The following is a 16376-nucleotide window of genomic DNA, read 5'->3' on the forward strand; positions in this document are numbered from 1 at the left end:
ATCGAATTTATGGAAAAGAAACTCATTGCAGAAATTAACATAGAAGATAAGGCAATTACCCATTTTGCCTCATTTAGTTTAAAACAAGCTTTTAATGAACACCATTATTTCGAGCTGCGGTTTAATCATGATCAGATGGGTTCGCCAGGGATGATCAGTCTAAACGACAGTCGCGATTTTGTGGGTAAAACTTTAACCGCATCATTTGGCTACGATTCTGGCAATTTGCAAGGTTTTGCTGGTTTGGTAACTAAAGTAGAACTTGCACAAAGCCATGGGTACCATGGTGTGCTGATTGTGAGTGGTTACAGTCCAACCATTCTGATCGATCGCGGGCCAGATCTGGGTTCTTATCTCGATAAAGATTTAAATGCGATTGTCAACCTTGCCACATCTGATGTGCCTTCAAATGATATTAAAATAGTAGCCAATGCTGCACGAAAGGAACCTATTGATTATCTGATTCAGTACCGCGAGAGTGATTTCGATTTCCTGAACAGGTTATCGGGTGAGTACCACGAATGGTTTTATTATGATGGTAAACAGTTAAATTTTGGCAAGCCGGATGATCAGAAAGAAATTGCATTGATTTACGGGCGAGATGTACAAAACCTGCAGTATGCCATGGAAATTGCGCCCATCAAGAATAAACGTTTTGCCTATAACCCTAAACAGGATGAGATGCTGCAGAGTGAAAGTAGTGGGCAAAGTAATGGAACGCCAGATTTAGCCCACGCCATACAGGTATCAAATGCCATGTACAGCAAAACTTTTAATCAGCCATCACTTATCCGTGTAGATAATAGCAGCGACATTAAAAATCACGTGCAGAACGAAGAAAAAGCACATATCAGCAATCTTTTAAAGGTAAATGCCAGTGGCGATAATGCTGCTTTGAGTATAGGCAGTATTGCCGAAATTACAATGAGTATCAGAAAAGAGCTTTCTTTTAATACAGAAAGCCTTGGTAAATTCCTGATCACCACCATTGATCACAATATCGATGGTACAGGAAAATATTACAACACCTTCGAGGGTGTGGTAGCCACAACAGAACGCCTTTCCGTAAAAAATTACAGGAAGCCCAATCCAGATATGCAACTGGCAGATGTAATTGACAATGCCGACCCGCAAGGACAGGGGCGCATTAAAGTAAAATTTAAATGGGAATGTAAAACCAATGATGTAACCGAATGGCTGAGGGTAATTACGCCAGATGCCGGAAGCAGCGAAAAGGTGAGTAAAAACAGGGGTTTTGTTTTTATCCCCGAAATTGGCGATCAGGTCGCTTTAACTTTCGAAGAAGGCAATATTGCAAGGCCAATTGTTTTGGGGTCGGTATTTCATGGCAAAAGCGGTAGTGGCGGTAGCTCCAGCAATAACAGCAAAAGTTTAACCTCTAAAAGTGGACATACCTTAACCATGGATGATGGGGCTGGCATGATCATGAAAGATAAAGACAGCAATTTTATTGAATTAGATGGTGCAGGTAAGGCCGTTTTCGAAACTAAAGAATCGATCCTGATTAAATGTGGAGAAAGTAGCATTTTCATGGATAAAACAGGTAAGATCATCATTAAAGGAAAAGATATCTTAACACTTGGAGAAAACATCGGAAATTCTGCAACAACCAGTATCGGCATAGGTGTGGGACCGGAAGATGGAACACCAACCTCTGGCATCGGTATAGAATCACAAACGCTGGATATTGGAACAAAAACGCTTTCGATGAGTGGCGAAACAGAGGCCAATCTGGCTTCTAAAAAGATTAATGTGGGGGGCGAAAGCGAAACAAATATCAGTAGTGGCACGATTAATCTAAACTAATTTCGACATTATAGTTCAATGAATCCGATACAACTGGAACTGTTTAAAATTGATAAACAATGGCAACAAGTAATAAGGCAACATCCATCAGAAACCCTGTTTCTCTGCCTTGGTGAACGGCATGAGGTAAATCTGTTCGAATCCTATTTTAAATACCAATTAACAGAAGAAAGCAGGACCAACGATATGTTCTTGCTTCATTATCAGGAGTTCCGGAAAAAAAATGATTACGGTGAAAGTTTGGTGAAAGAATGGAAAGAGATCTTTGACTTATGGCAGAAAGATACAAGGGCAGGCATTGTCTGGGATGTGGAAACAGGGGAGAACGGAGGAAATTATAAAACCGACGCTTATTTGCCTGTTAGGGCTTTGGTACGGTTGTGTAACCTTTACCCCGATTTAAAATTAAAGAAAATATATGTTCAGCTGGCACCAACTACCATTCACGATGTGGCCGGTCTTAGCGAATGGATTAATGAATGGTGCAGTTGTGTTATAGCATTCGGTAGCTACAATATTAAACTGGTTTATACCGAACATCACATACACCGTACTTTAAAAAAGTTAAAACAAGGGACGGAATTTAAGCTCAATATAAATGTGAGCCAGTTGATGGAGAATGCCGCGGCGCATACTAACCGTGAAAAAAATGATCCTGAAAAGGATTATCAGCAACAGATCCTCATTGCCAGTAATTATTTAAGCAAGGGCAAACATGAACAGGCCAATGTGGTTTTGGAACGGGCAATTGTAATTGCCCAAAAACAAGGATTGCACGAGGCGGTAGTGGCTGCAAGGATTATGCTGGCACAGAGTTTAGCCGTAAAAAATAAAAAAAAAGAAGCACGCCAGCAATACGAAATGGCCTTGGCTCGTGCGGGAGAAAACACAAGTTTAAGTGCCCATATCCACATGAGTTATGGTAGTTTCTTACTGGCACATTCGGGTAAAGATGAAGCTAAAAAGCACTTCGAAAAAGCAATTCAAATCGCAGAAATTATAGCGAACGATTTTATAGCAATGGAATGTACCCGATTGCTGGGGCAGCTTTCTGAAAGTAAAATAACAGGTTCAGCCAAAGCGATGGGTTATTATTTGAAGTGTTTAGAAATTGCCCGGAAAATGCCTGTTGAAAAAAGGCGACAAAGTTCGATGGCTTACACGGCATCGATCATGTTAAAAAAATATGGGGAAGAAAGCCCTGAGGGTAAAAAATTAGATCGGGATATGCGGCAGGATTATGGGGAAGACTGGAAATCAATGGCTGAAGTACCAAAAAATCATGCTAATCCATTATCATAAAAAATATACGGATGAAAAAAGTAAAAGCAAGTAAACCGAATATGTCAACCGATAGGTCAATCAGCCTATCTGCAAGCTTAACCAAAGCCAAACCAAAAGCAGTGGGTGGAGGAGGAGGTATTGCCCCTGGAATTAATCCCCCTGCAGCAAAAAGCACCTTAAAACTTGTGAAAGCTCAAAAGCCTGCAATGGCCAATACAGCGGTACAGCATGTAAGTAAGCATTTTGATGTGGTACTGGCAATCGATTTTCATTGGACAACCATTCCCATTCCGCCGTCCTTTGGTTTTATTCCTTTGCCATTGCCCCATCCTTTTATTGGGATGGTTTTCGATCCGATGGATTACCTGCATTTCAGCATTCCTATTCCAAAATTTGCACAAGGTTTAATTGGTGCGGCCAGTATCCCAATGGGAGGTTCGATTTATGTGCATGGCAGGCATAAAGCCACTACTACGACTACGGTAATGGGTGTTTTGCTTCCATTTAGGCACATCAGTTCTATACCCGTTTATTTTATTGTCAATATTCCTGGCTCACCGCACGAAGGAGAAGTGTATTGGGGCTCTACAACAGTAAAAGGGCAGGGCTCAGAAATGAGTGGCTCTAATCCTGGGCAAGTGCTTACCTGCTGGTGCCCACCCATGGGTTTAAAACCCCTGCCTACCGTACCAGGTAAATTAAAGAAAAATCCATTGGCTTATTTCGCTTTTTATAGCGATTTATTAAGTATGTACGTACAGATCAATACTGGCAAGCCTGTATTGGTTGGTGGCAAGTTTGCCCCACACAATTATACCCTTAAAGAGTATCTAATGCGTTTTGCGGCCATTGGTATTATGAGGGGACTTACCAAATTGGGCGGAGCTTTAGCAAAAGGAGCTTTAAAAGGTGTAAATAAACTTCTGCAGCGTATGCTGGGAGAATCAAACCCTTTGTCAAAAAAACTTTGCCATTGGGGGCTTGAACCTGTTAATTTTGTTACCGGGGCTATGTTTTTTGAGTGGACCGATTTCGAATTGCCTGCAGGCCGGGAACTGGCCTGGAATAATGTCTGGCGTAGTGATAAGCCATACACAGGCATGATGGGTAATCAGGTTTACAATAATTACGATTTATACCTTTACCCCGACCCTGAAGCTGGAATTGTAGGCTTTAGCCACCCAACTGAAAACATGGTGATGCCCTTGCCTTATATAGAGGCATATTCTGGTAAACAGTATAACCGTGCGCAGAAAATCTGGATGGAAAGACCTGATGAAAATACCTGGATACTAACCATCGATCAGGATATTTATACTTATACCCTTTTTAGTGGAGGGGCCGATGGAGATATCTACCGTGTAAGCCATATTGAGTATACCAATGGCAGTCACCTTACATTTTACTATCAGAAGCAGCTTTTATCACGAATTGTAGAAAACTCCGGCCGTGTGCTCGAAATGCAGCATAACGAATCAGGTACGGCAATTAAAGCGGTTTACTACCAATATAAAAATACCAGCGACCTTTTGGTGAGTTACGATTATGACCAGCATGGCAATATGATCAAAGTATACGATCAGGCAGGTAATGCCATTAGCTTTGAATATGATGCGTTTAACCGTGTGGTGAAAAGGACAAACCGTAACGGCATGGCTTATTTCTGGCAATATGACGAAGATGGCCGTGTAATACATTCCGAAGGGAGAGATGGTTTTATGAGCGGATCGTTACGGTATTTTCCCGAAGAAGGTTATAACGAGGTATATTATCACGATGGTAAGGTAGAGCGTTATTACTATGATGAAAATGACCTGGTTTATAAAAAGGTTGATGGCATGGGCGGTGAAACCTGGTATGAATATGACCGCTATAATGAAAAAAAGATGGCTTCAAGTCCGGAGGGTAAAGTGGAAGGCTACGATTATGATGAGCAAGGCAATGTGATCACATTTCATACCACAGATGGGGAGCAATATCATTACGCATACGATGAAAATAATAACCTGATCTTGCGAAGCGATCCGGCAGGATCAAATGAAACCTGGCTATACAATAAACAGAATCAATTGCTTAAGCATGTTCAAAAGGATAACCGGGTTGTCGATTTCTATTACACCGATGAGCAGAAGTTACCGGTGTTTTGCCGTGATAATGACGGCCATGAAATCCACTGGACTTATAACAGTTTAAACCAATTGATTGAATCAGTTTCGAGCGAAGGCAACATCCGCCGTTGGACTTATGATGACTATGGTCGCTTGATTCGTTTTAGCCCTGATCATTACCAAACCACCATTTGGGAACGTGATAGAATGGGACGTATAATCTCCGTGAAAGACTTTGGAGAAGAAACCCTGCGTTTCGAATATGACGCCTACGATCTACCGGTTTATGCCACAGATGGGCATGAGGAATGGCGTATGACATATACACCCATGGGAAATTTAAAAACACAAACCCGAAGCCATAATTTGTCTGGAAAAACTGCTGAAACTTTTAGTTTTATTTATGATAAGTGGGAAAATTTAAAAGCCATTACCAACGAAAAGGGCGAAGAATATATCTTTCTGAGAGATGCCAATGATGATGTGGTGAAAGAAATTGGTTTTGATGGGCAAGAGCAAGAGTACGTACGCGATCAAGATGGGCAAATAATTAAAACGATACAATCTGATGGCAAATTTATTTACCACAATTACGACTTAAGCGGCCGTTTGGTATATAATAGCTTTGAAGATGGAACCTATGAAGCCTTTCAATATAATAAAATTGGGTTGCTCATCACTGCAGAAAACGAACTATCTTCAGTTAGTTTTAACCGGAATTCATCTGGTATGATCACGCAAGAAATACAAGATGGTTATCAGATTAATTACCAGTATGATGTTTTTGGCAATCTGATCAATTTAAAAAGTTCCTTAGGGGCGGATATTAAGTACGATTATGACAACTTTGACTATTTGAATGGCATTGTTGCTAGCAGTAACGGATCAGCAGAATGGATCGCAGCCATTAGTCGTAATAATAATGGACAGGAAACCAGTCGCAGTTTAAGCGGAGGGATTAAAGCTACATTCGATTATGACCATGAAGGTCGCCCCATTAGTCAGAAGGTCGAAGCCAGCCGTTCCATCGCTGCTTTTAAACAATACGCCTGGGGTCCAAATGATAAATTAAATAGCTGTTTAAATAGCATTACGAATGGTAGTATCAATTATAGATATGATACTTTTGGTAGTCTTTCTTCTGCTAACTATAGTGATGACGGTAAAGTGATCTATAAAAACCCGGATGAAACCGGAAACTTATATAAAACCGCCGATCGCAGTGATAGACGTTACGATAAAGGAGGGAAACTACTTAAAGATGATCAGTGGTACTACCGTTACGATGCCAAAGGTAACCTGGTGCAAAAAAGTAAGCGTAATATTATCGGTCTGGCAAAAGAAGCTGTTGTTGAAACAGAAGATAGGGGCTTATTTGGCAAGAAATTAAATTGGGGAATGGCCGACCCTGACATTGCTAATGCTGAAACGCTGGATATCTTAGCCGATGCCCAACCCGACTTACCTGAATGGAAGGAGGGCGACTGGGCCTATGCATGGGCCGCTAACGGCATGATGAAAGCGGTTAAAAGCCCACAGGGCGAAATCATCAGTTTCGAATATGATGCCTTGGGTAGAAGGAAAGCCAAGCTTGTTAAAAATACAGTTTATAGATACGTATGGGATGGTAATCTACTACTCCACGAATGGAATTACCCTTTAAGCGAACGCCCTAATTTAGTGGTTAATGAAGATGGTTTGCTCAGTTATGATAAATCGGAACCACTTGGCAACGATTTAATTACATGGGTGTACGATCAGAATAAATTTACACCAAGTGCCAAAATTGTTAATGAGCAATATTTTTCTATTGTTAGCGATTATTTGGGTACACCTGTACAGGCATTTGACAATGCAGGTAAAAAAGTATGGGACTGCGAACTCGATATTTATGGAAAAATACGTAAACTTAGCGGTGATCCGCAGTTTGTGCCATTTAGGTATCAGGGGCAGTATGAGGATGTAGAGACAGGGTTATACTATAATCGCTTTAGATATTATAATCCAGAGATTGGTGGATATATTTCAAAAGACCCAATTGGATTAGAGGGGGGGATGGCATTGTATCGGTATGTTGATGATACCAATTTATTGGTAGACATTTTCGGTTTAATGCCTAATTATACTGGTATTGGTGATTTGGCTGAGGGAGATTTTGTTAGTGGTTTAGAAAAAAGAGGGTGGAAAGTTTATACGGAAATAAAGAATGGATCTAAAAATGGCATCGATGTGATCGCGCAGCATCCTGTTACAAAAAAGGTCCATGCTTTTGAGGTGAAAGCTAATTCATCTCGTATGTCTGTACTGCAAAAAGACGATAAGTATATACAAAAAATATTAGACGAAATCAGGTATGATCAAAAGCTTAGGGGCAAAAGCGTAACTCCGGAAGTTATAGATGCCGCTAGGAAAATTGATCGGGATATAAAAACCCATGGCATAGAAGGTAGAGAGATAAGATATACTGTTGATAAAAATGGAAAAGCAACAATGAAGAAAATGAAGAACTGGAAACAGAAATATAAATAGTAATGGAACACGAAAAGCTAATTCAAAAATTTAAAAAACAAATTAAAGATTTAAAAACTGAAGCGTTTACGGAGGCCTCTTTAAAAAAAGTTTTTGATGATATAATCAGGTATATTGATGAAGACGTTAAGGATAAAGCGTTTGATAGATTAGCATCAAATCTCACCATGGGATTAGGTGTACATGCTGGCGATTATCCCAAACACCTAATCCTAAATGGAGATAAGGATGGCTGGAAATACATTACCAGATATTTATTGTGGCAAGATCATATACTGCATAAGCTTTTCAATTACAAAGAAGTAAGCTCTAGATCGGTTGGCTGTATTATTGCCCTGGCTACAATATGGAAAATGGAAAAACTGGCTCAGTTATCAAGAGATTATTTTCAGCTTTTATTTAATCAAGATAAAAAAAGTTATACGCATGATGAAACTCATCATTTGTTTGTGGCCACACTTTTTGATCTATACTCAACCAAAAGCATCAACCAGAATTTTTATGATACGCTTCCCAAAGAAGATGTCTACAAAAAGTTTCTAGATCATTGGAACACAGAAAATCTGGAAGTGTTAGCCACTATAATTTTTGATATCTGTGATATGCACATCTATAGTGCTTTAGATCTAAAAGATAAGTTTAGTGAAATATTATCATTAGATCTCATTCCCTATGAAATCAGACTAATTCAGGTATTGAGAGAACAAAACGGATTAGCTATGCCAAAAGTGTCGCACCCGCTTTTAGAAACTCCTCTCGCTGAAATTCCTACTGAAAAACCAGAATGGGATTTATCTAAAGATCAGGTGTTTCAATATCTGATTTCGAAAGAAAAGGCAAATTAAGATAAAAATACAAACTATGAGTTATTCGGTTCAATGTTATCTCTGTGAGGCCATAAAAATAAAAGAGCTCTACGCCAGTAAAAATCAGGCATCTTTTGAGAAACTTTCACGAGCGCTTTCTGAAGAACTGAATAGCTTAGACAACGATTTCGAAGATGAAATCGACTCCCGGAAAAATGCTCAGGAAATTCTGAGAGATTTTATTAATGGAGAGGTTAGGTTCCCTGATTTATCTTTTATGTATGGCTATGTCTACGAAAAAATTTGTGAATACTATGGCGAACTAATTTCACCGCCGAGTGGTGATTTTTCCACTGCTTATTATTGGTCATTACATAAAGAAACGTATAAAATATTTGTCCCGATCCCAACACCAGAAGATTTCCCAGAGATCTACAGTATTTCTACATCAGAATTGTTAAATGAAAGTTACAGATTCCTATCTGGGCCGAAACGTGAAAATATTGATCAGGAATACCTGGAACGTGAAAAAGAAGATTTTAGATTCGCATTCGACACGGCCATTAAACAAAATAAGGATTTAGTGTTTTTTTTATACTAGGCCCCGAGTATGATGTCGAGACCTTCATTATTATTGCCAAAATATGGGTGTTAGCTAAACCTTATCCTGCAACAATAGTTTAATTACATTTTTTAGGGCGGGGTTTCGGTTAGACTCTTTCCAGATCATGTAGAGCTCAGTTCTTTGCGGAATATGTGTAAGCTCTACAAACTTTACGTTTTCCTGATAACCGTATTGCAAGGCGGTGGGCACAATAGCGATGCCCAAACCTTCTTCTACCAGTTTGTAAATGGTGAGTGCGTTAACCGATTTGTGATAGGTTTTGGGTTTAAAACCATGATCCTCGCAAATACTCATCATCAGGTCGTAATAGAAGGGACTGTCATCACTCGAGAAAAAGATAAAAGGTTCTTCGCCTAGTTTTTTTACCGCTTCAAAATTGGCCTTTTTCATGGGGTGGTTTTTAGGCAATACCAATGAAAAGGTGTCCTGGTGGATCATGCGTTTAGAGATGCCCGGTTTAAACTGTTGCATCCGCACAAAACCCACATCAAGCATATCTTTTTCCAGTAGTTCGATCTGTAGCTTATTGGGCATTTCATCCAGATTGGTTCTGATTTCCGGAAAATCTTTATTGAGTTTAAAAATAACTTCGGGTACGATTTTTTGCGCTGCTGAACCTAAAAAACCAATGCGGAGTTCGCCCTGTTTTCCTTCGGTAATATTGCTTAATTGTTTTTTGATGTTCTCAATATGGCTAAACAGAAAATCTACCTCATCTTTAAGGTATAGGCCTGCCGCGGTAAGTTCCACCTTTTTCTTGTTGCGATCGAACAATGGTGCATTAAAAATTTCCTCCATCTGTTTAATCTGCCGGCTTAGGCCGGGCTGAGAAATAAAAAGGCGGTCTGCAGCTTTTCTAAACTTCAGTTCCTCGGCCAAAACCTGAAAATATTTTAAATGCCTAAGCTCTATTTGATAACTCATGGTTATTACATGATGATGTAATTGGTATTTATAGGTATCAAATATAGGGCTTATTTTTGTGTAAAACCTTTCTAACATGAGCGAGCAACAGATTTTTAACTACGGAACAGATCATTTAACCGCTAAACTGGCTTTAGCCATCAGTAATGGTCAAATAAAAGGTGTATTGAGTCAAAGTACCCGCGATAAAGTGCTGGAAAGTAGCCAGGTGGTTGAACGTATAGCGGTTTCCGGTAAAGCCGTTTATGGCATCAATACTGGTTTCGGACCATTATGTACCTCCATGATTTCGGCGGTTGATACCCGTAAATTACAAGAGAATATTCTGAAAAGCCATGCTGTTGGTGTAGGTGAGCCGATAGATAGTGAAATATCAAAACTGATGCTGGTTTTAAAACTGCAGGCTTTAGCGCAGGGATATTCTGGTATTAAAATCGAAACACTCGATCGAATGATCTGGTTTCTAGAAATCGGTGCCACACCGGTAGTACCCAAACAAGGTTCTGTTGGTGCTTCAGGCGATCTTGCCCCTTTATCTCATCTCTTTTTGCCTTTAATTGGTTTAGGAAAGCTTCATTACAAAGGCGAAATTATTGCTACAGCTCAACTTTTACAAGAATACCAGATGAGTCCGCTGCAATTGGGGCCAAAAGAAGGCCTGGCCTTAATTAACGGCACACAGTTTATCGCCGCACACGCCGTTAAAGTGGTGCAAAGGTTAGAAAATGTATTGGATTCTGCCGATATCATTGCGGCAATGATGATTGAGGGTCTACAAGGATCTGAAAAGCCCTTTCATGCACAGCTTCATCAGTTGAGGCCTTATCCGGCAAATAGTGCGGTTGCAGAGCAGGTGCGTAAGCTGTTACAAGGTTCTGAAATTATGAAATCGCATGCCGATTGCGCCAAAGTACAGGACCCTTATTCGTTAAGGTGTATTCCGCAGGTACATGGTGCTTCCAGAACCGCATGGTTACATTTAAAGGAAGCTTTAGAAATTGAACTGAATTCAGTAACCGATAACCCAGTCATATTTAATGATGATTTAACCATTAGCGGGGGTAATTTTCATGGTCAGCCATTGGCTTTACCGCTCGACTATGCCTGTTTAGCTGCTTCGGAAATCGGTAATATCAGCGATAGACGGATTTATCTTTCCCTGGAAGGAAATACCCCCGGCGTGCCGAAATTGCTGATGAAAGAAACCGGATTAAATTCGGGATTTATGATTGTACAATATACTTCGGCAGCTTTGGCCAGCGAAAATAAAGGACTTTGTTTCCCGGCCAGTGCCGATAGTATCCCAACTTCTTTAGGTCAGGAAGATCATGTGAGCATGGGTTCGATTAGCGGACGTAAAGCCCTGCAGGTGATCGAAAACGTAGAGAAAATTTTAGGTATTGAACTGTTCTGTGCTGCCCAGGCTGTTGATTATCACCATCCGTTAAAACCTGGAAAAATATTAGCTGCCGTACACGATTTTGTTCGGACTGAAATTGATCATTTTGAAGAAGATCAGATTATGTACGACAGAATGGAAAATGCCATTCAAATGGTACAGCAAGGTAAAATTGTAGCCGTTGCAGGTGAGGCAGAATCAACATTAACTTAGAATTTAAAATTGCAAAACATGGATTTTAAAGCACAGCTATTGGCAGGTATTCCTTCAACATTACCCGCAAAAAAAACAAGAAATACAGAATTAAGCCACGCACCCGTAAGGAAGGATATTTTAACAGCTGAGGAAAAAAAACTGGCAATTAAAAATGCTTTGCGTTATTTCCCAAAAGCGTGGCACCAGGAACTTGCACAGGAATTTTTAACTGAACTGGAAAACTACGGACACATTTATATGTACCGTTTTATGCCCGATTATGCCATTTATGCAAGAGACATTGCTGCATATCCATGTCTTACCGTTCATGCTGCGGCAATTATGCTTATGATTCAGAATAATTTAGATCCGGCAATAGCACAGCACCCTGAAGAGTTGATTACTTATGGCGGAAACGGAAGTGTATTCCAGAATTGGGCACAGTATCTTTTAACCATGCAATACCTTGCTACGATGACCGATCAGCAAACGCTGAATATTTATAGCGGGCATCCGCAGGGATTATTTCCATCAAATACCGCTGCGCCTCGGGTAGTGGTAAGCAATGGCATGATGGTGCCAAATTATTCTTCGCCTGAAGACCTGGAAAAGTTTAACGCTTTAGGTGTAACCCAATACGGGCAGATGACGGCGGGTTCGTACATGTACATCGGGCCTCAGGGCATTGTTCATGGCACGGCCATCACTTTAATGAATGCTTTTCGCAAAAAGGGTTTTTATGGAAAGGATACTGCAGGCAAAATTTTTCTTACTGCAGGATTAGGTGGCATGAGCGGCGCACAAACCAAGGCGGGCAATATTGTGGGTTGTATTACGGTGTGTGCTGAGGTAAATCCAAAAGCTGCAACTAAAAGGCACCAACAGGGTTGGGTAGATGAGCTGATTGATAATTTAGATGAACTGGTTAACCGTGTGATTGTTGCCCAAAAAGAAAAAGAAACCGTATCGCTGGCTTACATCGGCAATGTAGTTGATGTTTGGGAGCGGTTTGATCAGGAAAATATTGAAGTGGCCATTGGTTCTGATCAAACTTCGCTACATAATCCATATTCAGGTGGTTATTACCCGGTTGGTTTAAGTTTTGCTGAAGCAAACGAAATGATGGCCGGTGCACCTGGACAGTTTAAAGTTTATGTTCAGGATTCGTTAAAAAGGCAAGCCGCAAGCATTAATAAACATACCGGCAAGGGAACTTATTTTTTCGATTATGGAAATGCTTTTTTACTGGAATGCAGTAGGGCAGGTGCAGATGTAATGTCGCCTAACGGGATAGATTTTAAATACCCATCTTACGTAGAGGATATTTTGGGTCCATTGTGTTTTGATTACGGTTTTGGCCCGTTTAGGTGGGTTTGTGCCTCAGGCAACGAAAATGATCTCGATTTAACCGATCAAATGGCTAAAGAAGTAATGGAAGAGATTAAATTGAGTGCCCCGGCAGAAATACAACAACAATTGCAGGATAATATCAACTGGATCAGTGCGGCAAAAGCGAATAAACTGGTAGTCGGCTCAAAGGCCCGGATTTTATATGCTGATGCAGAAGGAAGGGCAAAAATTGCTTTACGTTTCAATCAGGCCATCAAAACAGGCGAATTATCGGCGCCGGTTATTCTGGGCAGAGACCATCATGATGTAAGCGGAACAGATTCTCCTTTCAGGGAAACGAGCAATATTTACGATGGAAGCAGATTTACTGCCGATATGGCTATCCACAATGTAATTGGCGATAGTTTTAGGGGTGCCACATGGGTTTCGATCCATAATGGCGGTGGTGTTGGCTGGGGAGAAGTGATAAACGGTGGTTTCGGAATGGTATTGGATGGAACTGAGCAAGCTGCTGAAAAACTACAAAATATGCTCTTTTATGATGTAAACAATGGAATTGCCAGAAGAAGCTGGGCGCGTAACAAAGAAGCCCGTTTTGCCATCGAACGCGAAATGGAACGGACTGGTACTTTAAAAATTACGTTGCCAAATTTGGTTGATGATGGGGTATTGGATGGATTAGAGATTGACTAAGTTTTTTACCTTGATTGGGAATCACGATTCTCGAAGATAATCATCATGCAATGCGCTTGAAGATTCCCGCCTGCGCGGGAATGACGATGCATTACAAATCTTAGCGCACTTTGCGGTTAAAATGCAAACAATTAACTCAATGGCAAAGTAAAATGAAAAACAGAACCTTTGCCTTCTTCACTTTCCGCCCAAATCCGTCCACCATGTCTTTCAATAATTTCGGCACTTAAATAAAGCCCGATGCCAAAGCCCGAAATGGTATGATTGCCCTGCACGCGGTAATAACGTTCGAAAAGTTTATCAATATCGTCAGGTTTTATGCCTATTCCTTCATCTTTAATCTGAATTTCAACTTCAGTATCATACAATTTGCAGGTAACCTCGATACGTGTACCATTGTCTGAATATTTTAGGCCATTGCTAATCAGGTTCGAAATGACATTGCCGATTTTATTCCGGTCGGCATTAATGTTAACCTCGCATGTGGGGTTTAATATAATTTGATGCGACGATTGTGAGACATAAGTTTCTTCGATGGTTTCTTTCAGCAGTTCATCCAGGTTGAAGTTTGTTTTTTCGATCAGCAGTTTTCCCGACTCTAAACGGGATACATTTAAGAACCCATTAATCATCGTGGTCATTTTTCTGATCTGATTATGCGCTTTATCTAAAGCGATAACGGAATAATTATCTTCGTCTTTTTTAGCTTTACGCTGTAAAACCTGTACAAAACCATTGATCGCGGTGAGTGGTGTTTTTAACTCGTGACTGACCATTCCGATGAAGTCGTTTTTTCGAAGCTCATCTAATTTTTGTTCAGTAATATCAATAAAAAGACCAGAATATTCTGTTGCATTTCCATGCTGATCTAAAAATACACGTCCGGTTGCCCTCACCCATTTTTCCTCGCCATCGATTAAATTGTTAATGGGATATTCCGTATCGCTGGGTAAATGGTTTTTGATGGCATTATCAAGCGCCGAAAAAAGCATATCATGGTAATCCGGATTCACCGCCTTCATAATCATATCCATTTCTGCAGGTTGATCCAGCGGCAGTCCCAGTAACTCTTTAACAAAGCCAGACATGGTAACTTCGAGCGTTTTCGGATTAATGCTCCAAGTGCCCATTCTACCGGTTTCTATCGCTTGTCTGAGTTTTTCTTCACTGTCTGATAGTCTGTTGGTATATTGAATAAGATCATCATGCGTTTGAGCAAGCTCTTCATTTGTAGTGGCCAGCTCTTCGTTTGCTGCTGCCATTTCCATGTTGATACCTTGTAGTTCTTCCTGATAAAGTTTTCGTTCTGTAATATCAGGACTTACCGTCGCAATGGCAATTACTTCATCGGTTTCTTCATTTCGAATGGCAAAGCCATTCCATTCAATCCAAAAGGGCTTTCCTGTTTTTTCATTCCAGAACCGAATTTCCTGTCTGAAAGTATTATTCTTCAAAATGCCGGGTATAATTTGCTCCGCCAGCAATCGGTCTTCAGGAAAAACACAGTCCAGGATTGTTCTGTTCGAGATGTTTGGCCAGCCTAGTTTTTTTAGTGCAGCGGGATTTAGGTATTGGATTGACATATCCAACTCGGCAATGCCGATAAATTCTGAACTTGCCTCGATCAGTTTGTTCAGGTTCAATCGCTCTATTTCAATTAATTTCCGCTCCGTAATGTCAATACAAGAACTAATGTAACCGGCAAACGAGCCATCGGCATGAAAACGTGGAGGGCCACTGGCAAGCAACCACCGGTAATCACCTTTTTTGGTCAGTATCCTAAACTCACCGGCAAAAGGTTTTTTTTCGGCAAGGGCCGAAAGGTAAATATTGACATACCTATCCCGGTCTTCAGGATGAATCAAATCTGCCCAGCCAAAGTCGAGCAGGTCTTTCATTGACCGGCCAGTAAGTTTTACCCACGGTTTATTAAAATAAATGGCTTTTCCACTTTCATCCCCAACAGCAATAAAAATGTCAGTTCCCTCGGCCATGGTTTTGAATCGTTTTTCGCTTTCCGAAAGTTGATTAAAACGTTCCACAACCCTTAATTCCAGCTCGTTGTTTAAAACGTGCAGTGTTTCTTGTGTTTCGTGTAGTTCTTCATTTGTGGCAACAAGCTCCTCATTGGTTGAGGCCAGTTCTTCTACTGTTGCTGCCAATTCTTCGTTTAAAGTTTGTTCACGTTGTAGCGCTTCTTCTTTTTCAAGCGCCCGTTCTACAGCTTCGCGCCGCAGTACCCTTTCACTTACATCGATTGCGGTATGTAAAATACAGATTGTTTTTCCCTGATCATCCTTGATGGCCCTATACTCAAAATCAAAATAGAAAGTTTGTAATTTACCATCAATGATGATATCAGCAGCCGTATCCTTGCCTGAAATGACAAGCCCTTCCAGCCATACTTTGCGGAACATATCGATAAAAGGCTGACCTTTTAATTCAGGCAAGGCATCTTCGAGTGATTTTCCGATCACGCTTCTGTCTTTTCCCCAGATTCTCAGCATGGCATCGTTTGCCGTCTGAATTATAGCTGTTTCGCCAATATGTACAGCGGTGGCCGTATGTGTTAAATTAAAAACTTCCAATAATTGCTCATGGCTTAAGAAGGGGCTTGATTGACTCATGTTGCGTTT

At 40.6% G+C, this 16376-nt stretch carries 9 protein-coding genes; 7 read left to right on the forward strand and 2 right to left on the reverse strand.

Features of this window, described 5'->3' with window-relative positions; all coding sequences use genetic code 11:
• Positions 1 to 9: 9 nt before the first annotated feature.
• From AC04QZ_RS11375 to AC04QZ_RS11395, 5 genes are read left to right on the forward strand one after another with little or no spacing between them, the layout of a single operon-like run.
• Positions 10 to 1827, forward strand: a complete 1818-nt coding sequence (locus AC04QZ_RS11375; protein WP_478357852.1) for a type VI secretion system Vgr family protein — start codon at positions 10 to 12, stop codon at positions 1825 to 1827.
• Positions 1828 to 1845: 18 nt separating this feature from the next.
• Positions 1846 to 3129, forward strand: coding sequence for a hypothetical protein (locus AC04QZ_RS11380; protein WP_478357853.1), 1284 nt, complete (start codon positions 1846 to 1848; stop codon positions 3127 to 3129).
• 11 nt (positions 3130 to 3140) lie between these two features.
• Positions 3141 to 7748, forward strand: coding sequence for an RHS repeat-associated core domain-containing protein (locus AC04QZ_RS11385; protein WP_478357854.1), 4608 nt, complete (start codon positions 3141 to 3143; stop codon positions 7746 to 7748).
• A 2-nt stretch (positions 7749 to 7750) separates the two neighbouring features.
• A complete protein-coding gene (locus AC04QZ_RS11390; RefSeq protein WP_478357855.1) occupies positions 7751 to 8593 on the forward strand; it encodes a hypothetical protein in 843 nt (280 codons plus the stop codon).
• A 16-nt stretch (positions 8594 to 8609) separates the two neighbouring features.
• Positions 8610 to 9155, forward strand: a complete 546-nt coding sequence (locus AC04QZ_RS11395) for a DUF7691 family protein (protein WP_478357856.1) — start codon at positions 8610 to 8612, stop codon at positions 9153 to 9155.
• Between the two features lie 54 nt (positions 9156 to 9209).
• Here the strand turns inward: AC04QZ_RS11395 and AC04QZ_RS11400 are convergent, their stop codons facing one another.
• On the reverse strand, positions 9210 to 10103 hold the full coding sequence (locus tag AC04QZ_RS11400; protein WP_086549477.1) for a LysR family transcriptional regulator: 894 nt from the start codon (positions 10101 to 10103) through the stop codon (positions 9210 to 9212).
• A gap of 76 nt (positions 10104 to 10179) precedes the next feature.
• Between AC04QZ_RS11400 and hutH the strand changes: the two genes are divergently transcribed.
• On the forward strand, positions 10180 to 11715 hold the full coding sequence (hutH, locus tag AC04QZ_RS11405; RefSeq protein ID WP_478357857.1) for a histidine ammonia-lyase: 1536 nt from the start codon (positions 10180 to 10182) through the stop codon (positions 11713 to 11715).
• A gap of 18 nt (positions 11716 to 11733) precedes the next feature.
• The gene (locus AC04QZ_RS11410; RefSeq protein ID WP_478357858.1) at positions 11734 to 13740 is read left to right on the forward strand and encodes a urocanate hydratase; all 2007 of its coding nucleotides are present in this window, start codon (positions 11734 to 11736) and stop codon (positions 13738 to 13740) included.
• A 131-nt stretch (positions 13741 to 13871) separates the two neighbouring features.
• Here AC04QZ_RS11410 and AC04QZ_RS11415 read toward each other — a convergent pair whose 3' ends face one another.
• The gene (locus tag AC04QZ_RS11415) at positions 13872 to 16367 is read right to left on the reverse strand and encodes a PAS domain S-box protein (RefSeq protein ID WP_478357859.1); all 2496 of its coding nucleotides are present in this window, start codon (positions 16365 to 16367) and stop codon (positions 13872 to 13874) included.
• Between the last annotated feature and the right edge of the window lie 9 nt (positions 16368 to 16376).

Source organism: Pedobacter folensis, from assembly GCF_056490665.1.